The sequence below is a fragment of the Prevotella sp. genome (genome assembly GCF_051059605.1).
GTDB lineage: Bacteria > Bacteroidota > Bacteroidia > Bacteroidales > Bacteroidaceae > Prevotella.
This window is the reverse complement of sequence record NZ_CP050883.1, coordinates 520,601-537,190: the sequence shown is the minus strand read 5'-3', so window position 1 is coordinate 537,190 and position 16,590 is coordinate 520,601. Positions and strand designations below refer to the sequence as shown.

At 38.0% G+C, this 16,590-nt stretch carries 10 protein-coding genes; 7 read left to right on the top strand and 3 right to left on the bottom strand.

Translation table 11 applies throughout. From position 1 onward, the window contains the following. Positions 1-4: 4 nt before the first annotated feature. Both HEQ28_RS02090 and HEQ28_RS02085 read right to left on the bottom strand, forming a co-directional pair. Positions 5-1,066, bottom strand: coding sequence for a glycoside hydrolase family 26 protein (locus HEQ28_RS02090; RefSeq protein ID WP_434503538.1), 1,062 nt, complete (start codon positions 1,064-1,066; stop codon positions 5-7). 29 nt (positions 1,067-1,095) lie between these two features. Further along, on the bottom strand, positions 1,096-2,376 hold the full coding sequence (locus tag HEQ28_RS02085) for an acetylxylan esterase (RefSeq protein ID WP_434503537.1): 1,281 nt from the start codon (positions 2,374-2,376) through the stop codon (positions 1,096-1,098). Positions 2,377-2,870: 494 nt separating this feature from the next. Between HEQ28_RS02085 and HEQ28_RS02080 the strand changes: the two genes are divergently transcribed. The 7 genes from HEQ28_RS02080 to HEQ28_RS02050 all read left to right on the top strand — a co-directional run bounded on the left by HEQ28_RS02080 (position 2,871) and on the right by HEQ28_RS02050 (position 15,159). Continuing rightward, positions 2,871-6,152: a SusC/RagA family TonB-linked outer membrane protein gene (locus HEQ28_RS02080; RefSeq protein ID WP_434503536.1), complete on the top strand. Its 3,282-nt coding sequence runs from the start codon at positions 2,871-2,873 to the stop codon at positions 6,150-6,152. A gap of 22 nt (positions 6,153-6,174) precedes the next feature. Further along, positions 6,175-7,908, top strand: a complete 1,734-nt coding sequence (locus HEQ28_RS02075) for a RagB/SusD family nutrient uptake outer membrane protein (protein WP_434503535.1) — start codon at positions 6,175-6,177, stop codon at positions 7,906-7,908. 19 nt (positions 7,909-7,927) lie between these two features. Next, a complete protein-coding gene (locus HEQ28_RS02070) occupies positions 7,928-9,256 on the top strand; it encodes a glycan-binding surface protein (RefSeq protein ID WP_434503534.1) in 1,329 nt (442 codons plus the stop codon). Between the two features lie 19 nt (positions 9,257-9,275). After that, complete coding sequence (locus HEQ28_RS02065; protein ID WP_434503533.1) at positions 9,276-11,228, top strand: IPT/TIG domain-containing protein; 1,953 nt, start codon at positions 9,276-9,278, stop codon at positions 11,226-11,228. Positions 11,229-11,324: 96 nt separating this feature from the next. Beyond that, on the top strand, positions 11,325-11,777 hold the full coding sequence (locus HEQ28_RS02060; RefSeq protein ID WP_434503532.1) for a T9SS type A sorting domain-containing protein: 453 nt from the start codon (positions 11,325-11,327) through the stop codon (positions 11,775-11,777). After that, positions 11,774-14,104 carry a cellulase family glycosylhydrolase gene (locus HEQ28_RS02055; RefSeq protein ID WP_434503531.1) on the top strand — a complete coding sequence of 777 codons (2,331 nt, stop codon included), beginning with the start codon at positions 11,774-11,776 and terminating at the stop codon, positions 14,102-14,104. Before HEQ28_RS02060 ends, HEQ28_RS02055 begins: the two co-directional genes overlap by 4 nt. A 5-nt stretch (positions 14,105-14,109) precedes the next feature. After that, complete coding sequence (locus HEQ28_RS02050) at positions 14,110-15,159, top strand: hypothetical protein (protein ID WP_434503530.1); 1,050 nt, start codon at positions 14,110-14,112, stop codon at positions 15,157-15,159. Positions 15,160-15,199: 40 nt separating this feature from the next. Here the strand turns inward: HEQ28_RS02050 and HEQ28_RS02045 are convergent, their stop codons facing one another. Continuing rightward, the gene (locus HEQ28_RS02045; RefSeq protein ID WP_434503529.1) at positions 15,200-16,465 is read right to left on the bottom strand and encodes a glycoside hydrolase 5 family protein; all 1,266 of its coding nucleotides are present in this window, start codon (positions 16,463-16,465) and stop codon (positions 15,200-15,202) included. Positions 16,466-16,590 lie beyond the last annotated feature (125 nt).

Here is a 16,590-nt window from a genome sequence, read left to right as displayed (position 1 = left end):
TATCTTATTTATTTTTATTTATATCTTTAACAAATAATGTTTGCTTTATGTCATAAAACTTTTTAAAATCAGTTTCTGTAGAATGTCCTGGGTATGAAATATAAAGTTCTTTATCATTATCCCAAGCATTTCGCCAAAACAAAACATAACTTAATTTATAGTTTTTCAGCACTGTCCACAATGTATTTGTAAACCAGTCTGCATAAGGCAGTTGCTGACAGCCGGTTTCTGTTAGAGCTACTATTTTATTTTCTTTCTTCGCTATCTGCGTTATTTCGTCCAAATCATGTTTCAAGCTCTGCTGGTATTTTGCATTATCCTTATCAAACTCATATAAGTCCACACCCAAAACATCAACATAACTGTTTCCTGGATAATAGTTCATAAAATCACTATATCCACTATTTGGAGAGAAAGCCCACACAATATTATCACATTGATATTCTTTTTCAAGTTTATCATGTGTCAGCATATATAATCTTTTATATTCATCAGGTGTACAACCACCTTTACCCCACCAGAACCAACCGCCACTCATTTCATGCCAAGGACGAAATATCACAGGTATCTTAATGCCATCTTCTGTCTTTAATGAATTAATAAACTCTGCAACAATCTTCAACCAACCGTCAAATTTTGAATACATGCTACCTTCTGGAAAAATCTCTTTAACAGCATTACCAGTTGTATCCCATGCAGATTTACCTGTAACAGGATTATATGGATGCCAACTCAATGTTATAACTCCACCTCGTTTATATTGTGCTATTATTTCATCGCGCATTCTATCAAATGAAACTTTGTCTAGATTCTTAGTGTGACCTAATTCTATCTCTCCTAAATCAAATCCTATAACTGCAGGATAATCACCAATAACAGACAAGACATCTGATTTACCAAGATCCCACTTCCATGTTTTTCCATATACTGGATCATCTTGATGTCCTATCATTATACCAGCCTTTTGTAAAGTTCTAAGGCGTTTAATTAATTTACAAGCAGGTGTATTAGCATTCACTCCAAGAGCTAGGAAAAATATTGCATTAAGAATTGTAAATCTTTTCATAATCAAAAAATTAGTTATTAAGACCTATATCATTTTACATTCAAGTGTTCTTTTATAAAATTCTGCCATTCATCCCATTGTTCCTGATACCAGTAATGACCTGTCTGCTGATACACACTCAATATCTTTGGTGCTTTAACAATATTATAAAGTCCATAAGATGATGTAGGAGGTACTACTTCGTCATTATATCCGAAAGAATACCATCCAGGAACATTAATTCTTTTTGCAAAATTGACACCATCATAATACATACTAGCATCTACTTTATCATTTAATGATTTATCTGTATTCTTATAAAAATAATGTGGCCAACCTCCTGCTACTCCATGCACTTCAGCCGAATAATCACACATTGCGTCATGAACTACACCAAGAAACGTAATGCGCTTATCCAATGCCGCAACAGCTAATGAAAGAAAGCCACCCTGACTTGCACCTGTCACGCCGATAGTTTTCCCATCCCATTGAGGTAAAGACGCTATATAATCAACACCACGAACTGCCCCTGTAACAACACGTTTATAATAATTTTTATCAGGATTATCAATATTTGTATCCCAATAATTATTCAATGCCCCACCAAGCAAATTATCATAAACACTCTGTTGCATCGTGACAGGAATACCATGTATACCGATTTCCAATACGATAGCTTTACCTGGGGCTGTGTATGTATCACCGCTATAAGGACGAACTCCAGCACCAGGAACTCTTAGCAATGCAGGATATTTACCTTGTTTTACAGGAACAGACAATATTCCATATATTCTACTGTTAGAGGTATTGTTCACATAACTTATTTCATACACGTCATCATCTACAGTACAACGTTCTGACAAAAGTCTCTTTGTAGGATTTAAATCATTAAGTCTTGCATCTTTAAGTGCTTTAGTCCAAAAAGTATCAAAATCCTTTGGTTCATAAGCATAAGGCATTATCTTTTCCGGAGAAAAACTCGCTGTGCAAAGTCCTTCATATTCCTTACCATTTACGTTTGCAATAACTTTCAGACGATAAAATCCAGGAACATTCATTTTTCCACGGAATATCATTGTTCCGTTTTTTAGCACAGTATTTTTCTTAATATCAGCATACATTACAGGACCTGCCTCATAAGAAACTATTGCATTATTAACAAGAGTACTTGATTTCAAAACACTAACTTTAAAAACTGCAGTCTCTCCCACTACATAGTTCCATTCATCATGATCTGGCTGAACCATAACAACTATATTATTTCCGCGAACTTGACCGGAAATAGATAATATACTAAATAATCCAAATAAAAAGAATAGCAGTTTTTTCATTTTGATTTTTATAATAATCTTAAAACAGATTGAAAATTACATCTGCAAAGATATACAATATTTCAATATATGTTTGATACTTTTTTGCTCATTACTTCAACTTTCATGCAGTATATGGATTAATTACTATTATAACGTTTTAAGACAAAAACAGCCCTTTTTGCTTAATATAACAAAATTAGATATTACTAAAATTGAATAAAAACGACTAATACTATTATATATTATGTATATATGACCAGTTACACACAATTTCATTGTTAAGCAAAAAAGTATCAATAATAAGCAATTAAAGTCAAAAAGCATAGAAGATTAATGCGTATATTTGCAACCGATAATCTTTACGACTATAAAACATTATAACTAAATCTAATTATGGAAAAGAAAATAATAACATAAGTAGCATTGAAAGCATATAAGAACTTGCTTAATACGAATTTATTTAAACCTAAAAACAAAAGCACGAAAGTGCTGTAACCAAAAACCAATAATGTATGAATTCAAACTGTAAAGTAACGTTGCTTGCGGGTTTCTGTAGTCTAGGACTTCTAGGTTATTCTCCGCAAACTTTAGCAGCCAAAGCGACAGCAATGTCAATGGCTGTGCAACAGACTAAGAAAATCACAGGTACCGTGTCAGACTCTCAAGGTCCAATAATCGGTGCAACGGTAAAGGTTAAAGGAAGCAACGCAGGAGCTATTACCGATATCGACGGTAACTTCGTCCTCAATGCACCAGCCAATGCCACAATTGAGGTTTCCTATATAGGCTATATCACACGCACAGTGAAACTAGGGAACGAGAATAATCTTAAAGTAACTCTTTCTGAAGACAACCACTCACTTCAAGAGGTTGTCGTTGTAGGCTATGGTACAATGAAGAAAAGTGACCTTGCCGGTGCCTCTGCTTCATTGGACGAAAAGACTCTTAAGTCTGCACCTATGACTAATATTGACCAAAGTTTCCAAGGACGTATAGCCGGTGTCAATGCTGTTCGAACATCAGGTGCTCCAGGCTCAGCAATTTCTGTTAACATTCGTGGTAATGCAACTATCAATGCAGGTGCTGATCCATTATATGTTGTTGACGGAGTGATATTTCAATCACAAAGTAACAGTGGCGCCAGCCTTGGACTAGGAGACGCTCTTGGTAATGGTTCACATTCAACCATTTCTCCTTTGTCACTTCTAAACCCTGCAGACATTGTTAATATTGAAGTCTTAAAAGATGCTTCTGCTACCGCTATTTATGGTGCTCAAGGTGCAAACGGCGTTGTACTTATCACAACAAAGAAGGGTAAAGCTGGTGAGGCTAAGTTCACATATAGCGGAAGTGTTACAGCATCACGCCAAAACAATCGCCTAGACATTCTCAATTTAAGAGAATTTGCAGAATTTTATAATGATATGGCTGCTCAAGGTGAAATTTCAAAACCAGACAAGACGTATAGTGATCCTTCTCTTCTAGGAAAGGGAACAAACTGGCAAGATGCCGTCTTCCAGACAGCATGGCAGCAGGAGCATCAAATTAGTGCAGAAGGTGGAACAGATAAGATCAACTACTACGTTTCAGGTAGTTACACAGATCAGGATGGAACAATCATTGGTAGTAATTTCAACCGCTATTCTTTCCGTATAAACCTCACAGCACAACTAAAAAAATGGTTTAAACTCGGCCTTAACGCAACATATTCAAAAACTTCAGAAAGTCTGAAACTCGCAGATAGTGATGCTGGTCTTATCAACTACTCACTGACAACACCTCCAGACATCCAAATTTATAATATTGATGGTGGTTATTCTAGTGTTTCAAAGGAAGGATTTACCAATCCAAACCCTATTGCACTTGCAATGTTAGATAATATTCTATTAGATCGCCAGAGTCTCAACGGTAGTATCTTTGCAGATATCACCCCTATGAAAAACCTTACTTGGCACATACAGTTAGGTTATGATATCGGTGCATCAAAAGGTGAAACTTATAATCCTATGGTAAACCTAGGAACATGGGTAAGAGCACAAAACCAAGGTCGTATACAAAAGAACAGTAGCAACTATTGGTCATTAAGCAACTACCTTACCTATAATATGCAATTCGGCAAGCACGGTATAACAGCAATGCTTGGTCAGGAATGTTGGGAATCAAATTATGACTTTACTTCTATCTTCAACACTAACCTACCAAACGATATAGTACACAACCCAGCATTAGGTTCAGGTACACCACAGATTGGAGAAGGTTGGGGAAGTTCTGCTATGGCATCTTTCTTCACTCGTGAAACATACAACTACAACGACCGTTATCTCGGTACATACACATATCGTTATGATGGAAGTTCAAACTTCGGTCCAAACAAGCGTTGGGCTGGTTTCCACTCTGTAGCTCTTGCATGGCGTTTCTCTAACGAGAAGTTCATTCAAGATATTACAGGTGACTGGCTAAGCAACGGAAAGTTGCGTATAGGTTGGGGACAGACTGGTAACTCAAATATCGGTAGTTATAAATGGGGATCTGCAATGTCTGTTATGGAAACAGGTCTTGGAACTTCTTATCGCCCACAGAACTTGAAAAACCTTGATATTCAATGGGAGACACAGGATCAATGGAATGTAGGTCTTGATCTTGGTTTGTTCAACAATCGAGTAAATTTCACAGTAGACTGGTATAAAAAGGAATCTAAGAATATGCTTATGCAGCTTATTTTGCCTTCTATCATGGGTACAAGTGGCAATTCTTCTTCAGCTCTTGCAGCTCCTTACGGAAACTATGGCAACATAGAAAACCATGGTGTTGAGTTAGCACTTAATACAAAGCCTATCGTAAACAAGGACTTTGAATGGGATTCTGATATCAACGTTTCTATAAATCGAAATAAATTGAAAAGTCTTGCAGGAAGTACCGCTCTACTTGGTTATGGTCAGTGGTCAGACGTTGTAAGTCGTACTACTCCAGGCGAAAGTCTTTACGGTTTCTATGGATATGAGGTTGAAGGAGTTTATCAGAACTTCCAAGATATTCTCAATTCACCTGTAAATACGCTTCAAAAGAACAACCCAATCATAACAGATGCAAACGGTAAGAAATCTTGGAGTACAGACCCAACAAAATACAGTCGTACAAATACTATTTATGTAGGCGATTTAAAGTATAAGGACGTAAATGGTGACGGTATTATTGATGAAAAAGATAAGACTAACATTGGTTCACCACTTCCAAAATGGACATTCGGTTGGAACAACACATTACGTTATAAGAACTTTGACCTGAACTTATTCATCAATGGCAATGTAGGCAACAAGGTTGCCAACTACCTAAAAATGAAACTTACTCATATGAACAGTCCTTGGACTAACCAACTTACAGATATTAACAATCGCGCAAGACTTACAGCCACAGACGGTAACGTAACAGGAACTTGGTATGACAACATATCAAATATAATGGTATCTAATCCAGATGCATCACTGCCACGTGCTTCTATCAACGACCCTAATGATAACGACGCTTTCAGCAACCGTTATATAGAAAATGGATCTTATCTTCGCCTAAAGAGTGTAACTTTGGGGTACACTTTCGACAAGAAGCTAATCCAAAAGATTGGTCTCACAAACCTTCGTCTTACATTCAATGCAACTAACCTGTTCACTATCACAGGATATGATGGTTATGATCCTGAAATTGGTCTTTCAACAGCCAGTGCAAATGTATTCGGTCTCGATAACGGTCGTTACCCATCACCAACATCATTCACATTCGGTCTGAATGCATCATTCTAAAAACCTAAACATATAATACAATATGAAAATTAAAAATATAAAATATGCAGCTGTTGCAATATTCCTTGGGGTCGGAATGTCATCTTGCAGTGACTTCCTTGATAGACCTGTAGAGGATAATTACAACACCGAGAATTATTATACTTCAGATGATGCCTGTATTTCTGGCGTTGACTATCTGTATAATTCTCCATGGTATGATTTCCAGCGCGGTTTCATCAAGGTTGGTGAAGTGATGTCTGGTAATATGTATTGGGGTTCTAGTCCATATATGAACTTCAGTGTAAATGGTACCGATCAGGACCTTATTAATATGTCTTATTCACTTTGGGCTGTTATCGGACATGCCAACACTGTATATCAGTCATTAAAGAGTGCCAAGGCTTCTGAGGCTGTGAAAAATCAATGCATGGGCGAATGTCTTGCTTGGAAGGCTATGTCTTATTTCTTCCTTGTACGCAGTTTCGGTGACGTACCTATCGTTCACAACAACTCGGACAACATTAAGAATAGTGACTATAATACTTTGAGTAAGGTACAAAAGTCTGATGTTTATGATTATATCATTATGACCTTAGAGAAAGCGATGTCTCTTCTTCCTCGTACTAAGAGCACAACTGGTCGTATAGATTATTATTGCGCAGAAGGTCTATTGGCTAAGGTTTACCTTACAAAGGCTGGCGTTTCTGGTACATTAAACAAAGATGACCTTACAAAGGCTGCCGAATATTCAAAGGATGTTATTGACAATTCTGGTCGTACACTCTTAGCCAACTATGAGGATATATTCCGTGGAAGTAAAAACGCTAGCGATGAAAGCTTATTTGCTTGGCGTTGGACCGTTGGTGCTCACTGGACTTGTCAGAACACATTACAGAGTGACCTTGCACCTGTAGGTTTCGATGAAAACGGTGACTGCTGGGGTGGTTATGGTGGTCCATCTGTTGACCTTATGGATGCATTTAGCATTTCACCAGCAACAGATCCTTCTAAGAGAATTGATAAGGATATTCGCCGTAAAGCAACTATCATGATGGCTGGTGATACATACAGTTACTTCTGGCGTGACCAAACAATGAATAATAAAAAGAAAGGATTCAGCTATCTGCAGTTCTGGTATGACAAAACCTACAACAAGGCTGCAACTGGTGTATGCCAAGCTCCTTGCGGTGGTAACAACGTGAAGAATCTTTATGGTGACAATGCAGACCATATAGCAGAGATGGCAATCACTCCTGCACGTATGGCTAATGCACTTGCCACACATATTCTTAGACTTTCAGACGTTTATCTTATTTTTGCAGAATCAGAAGTCCTTCTTGGCAACACAACAAACACAGATGCTCTTAAAGCTTTCAATGCCGTTCATCAGCGCGCAGTTCCTAATGATGTGGAAAAAACAAGTCTGAGTTTTGACGATATATGGAAAGAGCGTCGTCTAGAATTTGCAGGTGAAGGTGACCGTTGGTATGATTACGTACGCCGTAGTTATTATGATGTTGCCGCATGTATAAAAGAACTTACAGCACAGCGCAGAAATGCGATGTGGAACTGTGATGCTGCTTACAAGACTTATTATGAGTCTGGTGTTTGGGATGGATCTCAGATTCAATACGACAGCAAGACAATTGCACCAAACGTTACTGCATCTAGTTTCATACTCCCTTATCCAACAGAAGATGTAGCCTTAAATCCAAACTTAGGTAGCAACGCCACACCTATTCATGTTGATGTACGTAATACATACAGCTATTAATCCTTTAGAATTTAAGAATATGAAAATAAAAAATATAAAATGGACGTTGATGGTTGTTCTTGCGACTGCTAGCATCGGCTTTACATCTTGCGAAGACGAGCCTGACAAATATGAGACAACCACTGCTACGCCTAGTATTAATTATATACGTCCAGTTGATGTAGCAAGTAAGGACTCACTTCTTACATCAGCCTCTATGAGCAGTGCTATATGCTTGGTAGGTAACAACCTACGCAGTGTAAAGGAATTGGTTTTCAACGATCAAAAAGCTGTCTTGAATACAAGTTATATCACAGACAACACTCTTATCGTTACAGTTCCTAAAACTATTCCGTCAACAGTATCTGATAAGTTGTATGTAATAACAACAAAGAACGATACGATACCTTATGATTTCAAGGTTATTGTTCCTCCTCCTACTATCAGTTCTATGAGCAATGAATGGGCTGCTGCAGGTGAGACGGTTACTATTACCGGAGACTACTTCCTTGATTACAGCAACTATCCTTTAAGCATTAAGGTTGGTGATGATTATACTCTGCCAAAAACAGTTATCCAAAGTATCACCAAGACAGGTATTACATTTACTATGCCTAGTGACCTTCCTACAGGAAAGAACTTCTCTATTACAACAAAATATGGTACAACAAAGGCACCTTTCCAATACAAGGACAAGCGTGGCATGCTCTTCGATTTCGATACACCTTGGAACGGAGTTAATGTTCTTGGTAACCATGGTTGGCATCCACAGGTTATAACAAAAGATGGCACCTCTCTTTCCGGGAACTATCTTATGCTCGGTAATACCGACATGCCTAAAGAGGGAGGCTGGAACGATGGTAACTTCTCATTTGAGTATTGGGCTGGTACATTGAGCAATACTTTTGATGCTGATGGTCCTAAATTAAATGACGTAGCAGACTTTACTGACTGGAAAAACAAGAGTATAAAATTTGAAATGTATATTCCTTCATCAAATCCTTGGTGCGCGGCTCCTATGCAAGTTATATTTGCAGGAAAAGACAAGGTCACCTTTCTTACAGCCAACAACAATTTCTTTCATAATGGTGATAGTTGGGGGCGTGCATTATACATGCCTTGGAACAACGAAAATCTATCTTACGACACAAATGGAAAATGGATTACAGTTACTATTCCTCTAGCAGACTTCAATAAGGATTGGGATGGTAATGCCGCTAAGAATGCTTTCACTAGTGTTGAAGACTTTGCTAGTCTTACAATCTTCGTAACGACTGGTTCTTATGATAAGAAGACTGTTATTCCTACAGGCAAGGACTGCTACCCTATCATCAAGATTGATAACATCCGTGTGGTTCCTAACAAATAACCTATAAATCACATTAGATATGAAAAAATACTATAATACATTCATCATGTTAGTGATAACCCTTATGGGGTTATCGCTGACAGGTTGCAGCAACGATGACTTGAATACCGATCAATTTGGAAACGATATAACTCTCCAGTCTTTCGGACCTTGTCCTGTATTGCGTGGCGGTACTCTTCATTTTATGGGTAGCAATCTCGACCAAATTAGTGAGATTGACCTTCCTGGAGCTGACCCTATCACACAGTATGAAGTCCTAAAGAACGGACGCGAGAGTGAGATAACAATTCAAGTTCCTGCAGAAAAATGCACAACTGGTACCGTTACTCTTAAAACAGCTAAAGGCGGAGTTATTACATCTGTTACCCCAATCACTTATCGTGAAGACATCAAACTCACTGAGTTCTATGTCGGTACAGAGAAGAACTACACTGGAAGTGTAGGGCAAACTTTAACTATAAAGGGTGACTATCTAAATCTTATCCACGGTATTATCTTCGCAGATAAAGATACTGTTAATGAGAAACAGTTTACTACTCACGACCGTTACATGATCACTGTTGCTATTCCTAAGGAAGCAAAAACTGGTTCATTCAAGCTTACCGACTTTGCTGCAACTCCTAACGAAATATCAACAAAAGAAGCTCTGGTTGTAAATCTTCCTACGGTTTCTTCTCTTGCTCCTGAGACAATAAAGGCTGGCAACAATATCACTATCACAGGTGAAAGCCTTGACCAGATTGCTTCTGTTAAGTTCACTGGCGCTACTACAGATAAGTTCACTATTGCTCAGGATGGTAAATCTATCAGTGTTATTGTTCCAATTAAGGCTGCTGACGGTGAAGTTTATCTTGTAACAAGTTCTGGTGTTGAAATACCTGCCGGAAGTATTAAGACCATTGTACCTACAGAACTCGTAGCTGCACCAAATCCTGTAAAGAACGGGGGTAACGTTACTATAACAGGTAAGGATCTTGACCTTGTTACTGGTATTGCATTCCCAAATGCTACCGGAAAAATTAATTCTGCAACAGCAACTACAATCGTAGCTACGGTTCCAGAAACAGCACAGAATGGTGACATCACCCTATCTCTTGCAAACGGAAAAACTGTAGCTGTAGCTTACAAACTTGTGGCACCAGTCGTAACAGAATTCAGCCAGACATCAATCATAGCAGGTAATGCTCTTGTTATAAAAGGTACCAACCTTGACCTTGTTGCATCTGTTGTATTCCCTGGTGATGGCTCTCCAACTGTTACAACATTGACACAGACAGAAACAGCAATTGGATTAACTATTCCTGAAGCTGCCGAAGGTACTGGTCTTAAGTTTATTCTTAAGAATGGCGAGACTGTTGACGTAACAGGCATTACCATCAACGCATCTTCTACTCCTGCCGTATCTGCAGATGCCAGTGGAATTACTGGTGAGTATGTTACGATAAGTGGTAAGAATTTCAATAATGTAGAGACTGTGTATATTGATAATACAAAGGTTGTAAAATACTCAGCACGCACAAATACATCTATGACATTCCAAATTCCAGCAACTGTCGCTGCAGGCACTTACGACCTGAAGATGGTAACTCCAGACGGAACAAGTACTGTTGTATGCAAAATCACGGCAGTTTCTCCAGAAAAGACTATTTGGACTGGCACTTTTGTTGTTAGCGGTTGGAATGGGTTAGACGCATTATCATGGGGTAAATATGATTGGTCTAAGGTTAGTGAAGGAACTGTAATAACATTCTATTTTACCTGTGCTGACACTTCTGCAACTTGGGCTTGTCTAAGCATGAGACAAGGACGCGGCTGGGATAAATTACCAAACGATCAAATTAACTTTACAGGTGCAGCAACATCTTGTTCATACACTTTGACTGCAGCAGGTCTTAAACAATTAGTTGATCAGGCAGGATTAGTAGTAACTGGTGATGGCAAAGTCAATGTAACAAAAATTACATTGAAATAAATATTAATTTATATTTGATTATACAAATAAACACTATATTTGTGGCGCAGTAGTAATTCTGCGCCACAATTATTTAAAAACAAAAGATATTAGCTTATGAGAAAATTATTACTCTCACTATTGGCTTTATTCTGTAGCATCGTTGCAAAAGCAGAAGACAAGTCACTCATTATCACATTCAGCGATAACACGACTCAGACTTTTGTTCTCTCTGCCCTTCCGCAAATTACAATGGCTAACAACAAAATGACTATTTCTGTCGGTAGCACTACCGCAGAATATGATTTATATAAAATAAAGACATTCACTTTTTCGGGAACAACAGGAATTGAGAATATTGAGAATAATTCTTCTATAATCGCTGAAGGCGACAGAATTATTATTGAGGGCGCTAATCCTAATGTAAGAATATTCTCTGTAGATGGAAAAACTGCTACTCTAAAAACAACAAGCCTTTCAAACTCTACTATAATAGACATTTCTTCTTTAGGTAGAGGTGTTTATATTATAAAGGCAAATGACAAAACCTTAAAAATAAGCAAAAAATGAAAAAGTTATTTTTATCTCTGGCATCTTTGCTTATTTTCTTTACGGCAAACGCACAGATAAGTACTGATACTTATACTGTAAACCAAAAAGACGGAACTTCAAAAAGTGTGAAGATCACTGATTTACCTGTTATCAGTTTCTATGATAGTGGAAACAAATTCGGCAGTCAGAATCCAGCATTCGGAAACACAAACTTCAATGAATTCAGCGTTGACAATGTGAGCAATGTTGTATTCAACATATATCATGAAAGCGATGTCAGCAACATTACTCTTGCTGATGCTGCCGCATCAGACAATACAAAGCGACTTTATAAATATATCAAACTTAATTACGGAAGCAAGATACTGTCTTCAATTATGGCTAATGTAAATTGGAATCATACTGAAGCAGACAAAATAAATACCCTTACAGGTAAATATCCAGCTATAAACTGTTACGATTTTATACAAATTTACGTACCGGACAACAATGGTTGGATAAACTACAACAATATTACTCCTGTTACAGAATGGGCTACTACCGGTGGTATAGTTTCACTGATGTGGCACTTCAATGTACCAAAGACAGAAACAACTACCATAGGCGCTGATGGTAGCGGAGTAACATGCACACCTTCAGAAACAACATTCAAAGCATCCAATGCGCTTGTTTCTGGTAAATGGGAAAACACATGGTTTTATGGGCAGATGGATAAGGTTGTAGCTATATTGCAGAAACTTCAGGATGCAGGCGTTACTGCTATATGGCGTCCATTCCATGAAGGAGCAGGAAACTTATACGCAAAGACGTACACTGGTTCTGCATGGTTCTGGTGGGGGGAAGACGGACCTGACACATACAAGGCTCTTTGGAAAGCTATGTTTACATATTTCCAAGAAAAAGGTATCCATAATCTTATATGGGAATGGACAGCACAGAATTACAACGGAGACAGTAATAATTACGACAACGACAATGCTTTCTACCCTGGTGACAATTATGTAGACTTGGTGGGACGTGACCTTTATGGATATACAGCCGCACAAAACAAGACTGAATTCACACAGCTAACTTCTCTATATAGCAACAAGATGGTTGCATTGTCGGAGTGTGGTGTTTCAAATACGTCATCTTTCGCAAACATATCTGATGTATGGAACGGAGGAGCAAAATGGTTATATTTCATGCCGTGGTATGGAGGTAACATGCCTTCTGACGATTGGTGGAAAGATGCGATGAATCAGAGTTATGTAGTTTCACGAAGCGATGTAAATATTAGCTCTACAACTATAGATGAACCAGCAAAGCAAGCAGTTGCCAATATGGGACTTGGTTTTAATCTAGGAAACACTCTTGACGCAAACAATATTGGTACAGGAAAGGCTGTATCGGCGTATGAAACTGCATGGGGACAACCCGTTACAACACAGGCTCTTATGACATTCCTCAAAAAAGAAGGTTTCAACTCTGTACGTATTCCTGTGACATGGTATGAACATATCAATGCTGACGGAAATGTCGACGCTAAATGGATGGCTAGAGTTAAGGAGGTTGTTGACTATGTAATCAATTCTGGAATGTATTGTATTCTGAATACTCATCTAGATACCGGTGCAGACAACGCTACTACTGGTTTCAAATCATGGATTAAGGCAGACACAAATGTATATACCTCTACAAAGGATAAGTTTGAGAATTTATGGACTCAGATTGCAAACGAATTTTCAGGTTATGATCATCATCTGCTCTTTGAAGGCTACAACGAAATAATTGACGCAAATAGCAATTGGGCTCCTCCAGTAGCAGGTAGTGCAAGCTATACAGCAATAAACAACTATGCGCAGAGTTTCGTAAATGCCGTAAGAGCAACAGGTGGAAACAATACGACACGTAACCTCCTTGTTAACACTTATGCAGCAAACAGCTCTAGTGTAGCTATAAATAATCTAACAATTCCAACCGACAATGTTAGTGGACATATAGCGGTACAAATACACACTTATGATCCTTATAACTGGTTTAAGAATTATGGACAATGGACAACAGATTGCAGCAATGAGATTAAGAATATGTTTACTCGTCTTAACACTCGTTTCGTGAGTCAGGGTATTCCTGTCATTGTTGGTGAATATGGCACCCACGGTGAGACATCTGTAAGTAAGACATCTACAACAACTCAAATTAAAGCTGCTGCAGACCAAGCAGCCGATATGGTGAAACAGGCTAAGGCCTATGGAATATCTACATTTTACTGGATGAGTATCATCGACGGCACAGACCGCAGTGTTCCGCAATGGTCTCTGCCTACAGTAGCTACAGCGATGAAGAATGCATATAACGAATAAGAACTATGAAAATAAAATATATATTTTATACTTTAATGATTGCTTTGACAATCTCGTCATGTGGAGACAAAAAGAAGTCTTACGACGAGATTGCCAATAGCGGGCGTACAACTCGCACAGAAAATATGAAGTCGAACCTCACTACATTTACTAACAAAGGTGTAATGATAGGTCAGATGTATGGCACCCTAGAAGGTATCGGATGGAAAAACGAGAAATCGAGGAGTGACTTCTTCAGTATATGCCACGATAATCCTGCTTTAAACGGATATGAACTATCAGGAATAGAAAGCAGAAAGAAAATAAATAGTGACGGTCTGCAATTCAGTTGGATTGCAAAGAATGCCATTAACGCTTTCAAACACGGTTCAATGATTGTTATGAACTGGACAGCTCCTGATTACAACGGAAACAAGGATGTTCTTAAGGATTACGTCAAGAGTCTTTCAAACTTTATCAGCAGTCTGCAAGACTCATACGGAATAAAAGTCCCTATCGTGTTGTATCTTTATCCTGTTGACGGAAAGTCATGGTATAGCAAAATAAGTATTGACAAATATAAGAAACTTTATGAGGACACTAAAAGTATGCTTGATGACAATGATGTCACAAACGTGATTTTTGGTTATTCTGAAACTTATATAAACAATACATTCCTTGAAAGATATCCTGATAATGCAGAAATTGTAAACATAACATATATGCAGACAAAAGAGCATATAAATATTAATGAATACAAGAATACACTTGAAACGTTCTTGCCTAAAGCCATAAGTTTTGCACAGGAGCACAACAACACATTAGGTCTCACAACAGGAATTGAAAGCATACCAGACAGCAACTATTTCTCTAACATACTGATGCCTATTGTTGAACATCATCGTTTGGCATACGTCATATTCGGTGCCAATCATGGAGATTATAAAGGTGGACATTTCTACACTCCATACCCAGGTGAAGGAAATGACAAAATACGGGGATTTATGAAGTTCTACAATAATGAACACACGATATTCCTAAGCAAACTGAATGGCTTATATATTGAAAGCAAATAATAACAGAAAAGCGTGTCATTTAGTGTGACACGCTTTTTAGTTATTTTAGATTGTATTTCTTTACCAATTGTAATGTACTCTTATCAGTAATGAACACGCTATTCAATCCTTGTTGTTCTTGTGCGGGATCACCAGTGTAGTCGTCACCAACCTGCCATTGTTCATGTTGTGGTTTGGCATTTCCACCCCATCCCCAAAAATTACATCCAGCAAAGTTTCCTTTAGCTTTAGCGCTTTCAGATATCAACGAGAATACAAATTTATAATATCCGTCACGGCTCTTTGTTGATGAGTTTGCTGAAAAACTGAATCCATCTCGTGGATATCCAAACTCTTCCATTACCAATGGTTTGTTTATCCTACTGCATATTGCAAGATGCTTATCAATATATTCTTTGGTGTTTGCACAGCTTTTGTTCAAATCTTCATCAAGTTTATCTTTACTAGCCCATCCCCAGTTATAAGGCCAGAGATGAACATTACAATAATCCACATTCTTATCAGAACATATACGCTCATAAACATAGTAACTCCCCTCACATCCCCAAGCACCTTCAGAACCTATACTGATAAGATGATGATGATCCAAGCGTCGTATTAAGGCTGATGCCTCTGAAAGCCATTTCTCAAAACCAGGCAACGCATCCTCTGAAAAAGCTCGCGGTTCGTTTCCAATCTGCCAACTCATGATAGCAGAATCTTCAGTATACTTCTTTCCAGTATATCTATTGGTTCTTCCTATTATGAATTTCACATAGTCATAGAATAATTTATGTGCCTTTTCATTATTTGCATATTGCGCTACAAAATTCATATAGGCAGGATATCCATCATCATTAGGACGTGGAGCTTTTCCTACTCCTGCATGTTCAAGATAGTAGCCGTATCCACCACTCCATTCCCAAGAGTTATTGAGATATAACACTGCAACCATCTTACGCTTTCCCAATTCTTTCATCAGATAATCCAAACCTGCAAGAATTGTGTCATTATACTCTCCAGGTGACTTCTGCAAAGTAGGTTCGACCTTTGTCTTTATTCCTTGCTCGCCATCTGAACCAACAAGAATTCTGAGATTATCAATTCCCAGTTTTTTCATATTGTCAAGTTCCTTAACAAGTCGTTTGCGGTTTCCACCCTGTCCTGTAGAACCAAGGATAGCACCATACCAGAAATTAGTGCCAACATAATAATATGGTTTACCGTCTCTAATGAAATGCCCATTCTGCACTTTCACAAAACCACCATTTGCACTGACACTTGCGGAGAAAAGAGCTGCCGCTAAAATCGTTAACAATTTCTTCATTATATCATAATCAATATTATCACACAAAAATAACAAATTATTCCATTAAACAATAATACTATTTTAGCTATATGTTATACTTTTGTGCAATTTATACAACAAAAGATGGTCATACGAAAAACAAA